Genomic DNA, 4,856 nt, shown 5'->3' on the forward strand with positions numbered 1-4,856 from the left:
TTTCGATGTGAGTATCTACAAAATAGATTCTCAAATGAATTAACTGGTTTTACCTATATTTATCTGTTTAATTTTCAAAGACCAATTCGTCATCACCTGACGACTTTTACAAGTTTACTAGATTTAAACTTTTTTGTCAATACCTTTTTGTAAAAAGTTTTTTAAAGTTTAAATCCTTATCGCTTGAGTTACTTACTTGGTTGCCCTAGCGACAAGATTTATTATATACTGTAATTTAATTATTTATACATATATTAACTGCAATATTATTACTTAAATCTTATCATAGTTTATTTTCCTTTTTCTTTCTTTAATTTACTATTGTTGACACACTAGGTTCTGTTTGTTTTACTTAGTTCTTTAAATTCCCTAAATTTAGAGGTTCAATGTGAATTTTTAGTTTATTCACTTGAATAATTATATAGAAAAACAAGCTCTAATTAAATTTATTTATCAAATTTTTTTATCAATTAAAAAATATAAATAGAACCTAAAGCAATCAAAGCTGGTCCTAAAAAAGTACGTTTAGTATTATTAGAAACAGAGCAAGTAATAATCACCATAACTATTAACTAAAATAAGCTTACAACTACTAGTACCTCATTTGATAAATAAGTTGAAAAGTTTTGTCTTTATATAGATTAATTTTTTATATTAAAAACTATCACTTCATTTTCTTTTTAAATCAATAAAGTGATAGTTCTATTTTTATTTATTAAATTATAATTCTTTCAAAAATTCTTCAACTAAGCTTTTATTTTTATTATTATATCCCAAATCTACAAGTGATTTCTCTAATATACTTAGAAAATATGTTAATTTATCTTTGTCTGCATTTTCTCCCATATGTCCTATTCTTACCACTTTTCCACTCATATAAGAAAAAGATCCTGCAACTAAAACATTATATTCTTCTAACATATGTTTTATTAGTTTATCACATCCTATAAACTCTGGAATTTTAACTGCTGTTATTGTGTTAGCCTGTCCTTTTTCTATAAACAGCTCTAACCCATATTCTAGTATAGCTTTTCTTACAGCATTTCCATATTTATAATGTCTTTTTATAACATTTTCTATGCCTTCGTTTAAAATGTTATCTAATGCTACATCTAAACTAACTATATCACTTATTGGCATAGTATATGGAAACCATTTTTCTTTGTAATAATTTTTCCATATAGTTAAATTATTATAAAATCCCATTATAGGTTTTTTTCTATTTTCCATTACTCTTAATGCATCTTCACTAATAGATACTATAGTAAGACCTGGTTGAGCTGATAAAACCTTTTGTGATGCCCCAAGTGCAATATCTATTTTCCACTCATCAACTCTTATATCCTCTCCACCCATAGATGCAACTGTATCCACCACTGTTAATATATTAAACTCTTTTAATAACGGACATACCTTGTCTATATTGTTTAAGAGCCCTGATGGTGTATCACAATGCACTATTGTAGCATATTTAAAATTGCTATCCTTTTCTAAAAACTTTCTTAAATCGTCTATATTAATATCTTTAGTTTTATCTGACTTATATGTAACAGGTTTTCCTCCATATATTTTCACAAAGTCAGCAAATCCAGCTCCAAAAACACCATTATCTATAACTAAGACTCTATCCCCTTCTTCTGTTAAAGATGCACATGCTGAATCTAACCCCAAAATTCCTTCTCCACTTAATATATAAATTGGATTTGAGGTCTTTATTATTTTTCCTATCTTTTCACAGGTTTCTTTATAAAAATCATAAAATTGTAAATCTAAATCTGGATTAGTACATTGTTGTGCCCTTGCTAATCTAACATTTTCCCTAACTGATGTTGGTCCAGGTGTAAATACGTATGGACTTTTCATTCACTGCCACCCCTTTTTAATTAATATAAAAGCATAAAATTAAAAGCTCTTCTTTTCTTTTAATCTTATGCTCTACTAAATTTTGTTACTTATATTATATAATATAAATTAAAAACTTTAAAATTTATTTAACTATTCTTTTTGCTACATAGTACCTACTATTAAAGTAATCATTGCTTAAATTTGATATTTTAATAAACTCTCCTGGTCCTGGTGCATGAATGAATTCATTTCCACCTATATATATTCCAACATGAGAAATATCATTTGGATCATCATCATTAGTTGTAAAAAATATTAAATCTCCTGCTACAAGATTCCCTCTACTAACTGTTTGACCTTCATTAACTTGATAATAAGTTGTTCTGGATACACTTATACCAAAATGTTTATATACATATTGAACTAATCCTGAGCAGTCAAATCCTAGTGGTGTAAATCCTCCCCATAAATAGGGAACACCAATATATTCTTTAGCTTTATTAGCTATATCTGTTCCGCTATACCTAGATTCTATTAATGGAGTTTCTTTAACTATTGGTCCAACTTCTTCACTGCCATCATAAATTTTAACATAATCACCACAAATCCATCCCTCAATTCCTTGAACAGATATTTTATACCATCCATTTGAATGAGCAGTTACTTGGCTTTTAGTTCCATATGTTAATGTTGCAACAATTTTCCCATTTGTATCTGCACTACTTCTTACATTTAAAGCCGATGCAGTTACTACTACTATTTTATTTACGTTTTCAATATTACCACTGTTGTTCTCATTATTATTAGAATTAAAACTTACATAATCTTTGCAAATATATCCTGTTCCATTACTATATTTTATTTTATACCATCCATTGCTTTCAGATAAAATTTCAACTTTAGCATTAGAGTTCAAAATTCCTAAATGATTGTATGATGTACCTGGACCAGACCTTACAAATAAAGCCTCTGCATCTACATATCCTGTTTTATTAATTTCTGTTTCATTAGAACCTCCTGAATTAGACTCTCCACCTGTTCCATTTAAATTTACATATTCAGATGAAACGTATCCAGTAGTCCCATTTACACTAATTTTATACCAACCATTTAGTTTTTCTATTATATCTACAGCTGTTCCTTTTCTTAATGAATCTACAACATTATAATTAGTTCCAGCTCCACTTCTTACATTCAAAACATCTGCACTAATAATTCCTTTTGTTTCTCCGGCTTGATTATTATTATTATTGCCATTATTACCATCACTTGATAAGGATATATATTCAGAAGACACATAACCAATCACACCATTTGTCTTTACCTTATACCAACCATTTAATTTTTCTACTACATCTACCTCTGTTCCTTTTCCTAATACGGTTGTAACTCCATAATTAGTTCCTGCACCACTTCTTAAATTTAAACTATCTGCATTTACTTTACCCTTTTCCCCTGTGACTTTATCATTATTAGTTATATTCTCTGAAAAACTCACATATTCAGAAGATACATAACCCATGGATCCATTTACATTTATTTTATACCATCCATCATGATTTTCCATTACCAATACGGTTGTACCTTTTGGTAACGTTTTAACTACATTATAATTTGTACCTGCACCTTCTCTTAAATTCAATGCTATTACATTAACAATTCCAGTTTTATTTATATTAGATGAAGAGTTATCCGAATTTGCACTTTCACCCATCTTAACATATTCTCCAAAAACCCATGCATTTTGTCCATTATAATCTATCTTATACCAATCGCCCTTTTTCTCTAGAACAGTTACCTTTGTATTTTCATTTAATGAACCTATTACTTTTGAAGAAGTATTGTTTTCAGATCTAACGTTCAAATTATTTACAGTAATTATTCCTACTTGAGTTCCTGCAGCCAATGCAGTTTTACTTCCTATAACCGAGTAAACACACATAGTGGCAGCAATAGCTCCTAGCGTTTTTTTAGAATTCTCCAAAATTGTCCCTCCATCCTAATTTGATTTGCCTCGTACATAATAATATATTATCTTCCTATGTTTTTACATATACAGTAATTAATACAAATTTATTATATCTTAATTTAGCCCTAATTGTTTGAATATTGCTTTAATTTTTTTCTACATTATATTGACATAAATCTACCTTAAAATATTTATTTTCATATTAAGGTATAAGTTATATATATATTTAAAATATTTTTTTATATTTCAATGCTATAATTTCAATATAATATTAATTTTTTCTCTACTACTGTACAATATATATTATTATCGTAAATTAATATAAAAGTTTAATAGAATCAGGTCGAATTTTGTAAAAAAGTATAAAAAAAAGCAGTTCTTACGAACTGCTAATGGTGGAGATAAAGAGATTCGAACTCTTGACCCCCTGCGTGCAAGGCAGGTGCTCTCCCAACTGAGCTATACCCCCAAATATGGTGGACCTTCAGGGACTCGAACCCCGGACCTACCGGTTATGAGCCGGTTGCTCTAACCAACTGAGCTAAAGATCCTTATTACCAAGATTAACTTGGTATTACCTGGCAACAACCTACCCTCCCACACAGTCTCCCGTGCAGTACTCTCGGCGTCTAGAGGCTTAACTTGCCTGTTCGGAATGGAAAGGAGTGTTACCCTCTAAACCATCATCACCAGATTTTAAATTAATATAAGCTACGTACTGCATCGTCAATTTCCTTCGTTTCTATGCTCATTTATATAAATAAACTCCGCTTCTCACTCAGTCATTTCCTAGCATTACTTGCTTCTCTTAATTTATTTAAAAATATGGCTCCGCGAAAAGGATTCGAACCTTCAACCTATCGGTTAACAGCCGAGTGCTCCACCGTTGAGCTATCGCGGAATATTTTAAAAATTAATATAAGCGGCGTACTGCGTCGTCATCTTTCCTCGCTCCGATGCTCATTTACATAAGTAAACTCTGCTTCTCACTCAGTCGTTTCCTAGCATTACTTGCTTCTCTTAATTTTATATTTTTTCAGAG

Annotated in this window: 2 protein-coding genes, 3 tRNA genes and 1 rRNA gene; all 6 read right to left on the minus strand. The window is 29.8% G+C overall.

What is annotated here, in order from left to right:
- Positions 1 to 720: 720 nt before the first annotated feature.
- The 6 genes from CSGHG_RS19025 to CSGHG_RS19050 all read right to left on the minus strand — a co-directional run bounded on the left by CSGHG_RS19025 (position 721) and on the right by CSGHG_RS19050 (position 4,715).
- The gene (locus CSGHG_RS19025; protein ID WP_010299792.1) at positions 721 to 1,863 is read right to left on the minus strand and encodes a pyridoxal-phosphate-dependent aminotransferase family protein; all 1,143 of its coding nucleotides are present in this window, start codon (positions 1,861 to 1,863) and stop codon (positions 721 to 723) included.
- A gap of 124 nt (positions 1,864 to 1,987) precedes the next feature.
- Positions 1,988 to 3,829 carry a C40 family peptidase gene (locus CSGHG_RS19030; protein ID WP_010299794.1) on the minus strand — a complete coding sequence of 614 codons (1,842 nt, stop codon included), beginning with the start codon at positions 3,827 to 3,829 and terminating at the stop codon, positions 1,988 to 1,990.
- Positions 3,830 to 4,207: 378 nt separating this feature from the next.
- A tRNA-Ala gene (locus CSGHG_RS19035) sits at positions 4,208 to 4,283 on the minus strand.
- Between the two features lie 5 nt (positions 4,284 to 4,288).
- Positions 4,289 to 4,365, minus strand: a tRNA-Ile gene (locus tag CSGHG_RS19040).
- Positions 4,366 to 4,390: 25 nt separating this feature from the next.
- Positions 4,391 to 4,508, minus strand: a 5S ribosomal RNA gene (gene rrf / locus CSGHG_RS19045).
- Between the two features lie 132 nt (positions 4,509 to 4,640).
- Positions 4,641 to 4,715: transfer RNA gene (locus tag CSGHG_RS19050), tRNA-Asn, on the minus strand.
- Positions 4,716 to 4,856: the final 141 nt, after the last annotated feature.

This window comes from Clostridium senegalense JC122 (assembly GCF_000285575.1).
Lineage (GTDB): Bacteria > Bacillota > Clostridia > Clostridiales > Clostridiaceae > Clostridium_J > Clostridium_J senegalense.